The sequence below is a fragment of the Catalinimonas locisalis genome (genome assembly GCF_038039535.1).
Lineage (GTDB): Bacteria > Bacteroidota > Bacteroidia > Cytophagales > Cyclobacteriaceae > Catalinimonas.
In genome coordinates, this window is sequence record NZ_JBBPHP010000119.1 from 1 (window position 1) to 771 (window position 771).

Below are 771 nucleotides of genomic sequence, written 5' to 3' on the forward strand. Positions count from 1 at the left end.
AACGGCCGATGCATATGTGCGCCGACTTGTTTGCTGTTTTACTTTCTTTCATCAAGATTGCTACTTGGAGCAACTAATGAGCTAGCTAATAAATGCCAGGCTCACATATGCATTTTGTTCTCGGCAGTTCAATCTTTTCTAATATGATACTCGATACCAATTTTTTTCAAGTTTTAAATTTTTATCATCACCAGTATCCCAACTAATTCTTTCGTCTAGCTCATCAATTTTTGATTGATCATCTGTGTATACAAAAGCTGAATAATGATCTAAGAATCCTCTATTTATGTAAAACTTTATCGTTACAACATCATTTTTTCCACGGTATATGACTATATCATTTCCTCCATTTGATATTGGTGGAAAACTCCACTTCTTTAATGGACAAACTCCGTTATTATAAGGGTTATCAGGTACTAACTCACCTCTTTTTACCATTTCAACGATACTCTCCCTACTAGATTTTCTAAGATGCCAATCTAATTTTTCAATTTGTCCTATTAAAAATATTGAGCTAATACCTACAACTAATGCTGAAATTGAACCAACAGCTTCAAATTTCGTCTTTTGCTTATTCTCACCATCAAATAATCGCTTAAGTAAGATGATTGTTAAAATTGCCCCGAACAACATATAAAGCGGTACAATAAGTAAAGCAATCATTCCAAATGTGTAGTAATATACTAATGGCGCTTGAAGCACTGCCAATATTAAAACTAGAATGGTAAGGATTGTATTGAAATTTTTCTTCATCTTACAATTGCCGAGAAC

At 33.2% G+C, this 771-nt stretch carries 1 protein-coding gene; it reads right to left on the minus strand.

Annotation, left to right across the window (positions count from 1 at the left end; all coding sequences use genetic code 11):
* Positions 1-138: 138 nt before the first annotated feature.
* A partial coding sequence (locus WJR50_RS34145; protein ID WP_341297806.1) for a hypothetical protein occupies positions 139-771 on the minus strand: 633 nt, incomplete at its 5' end.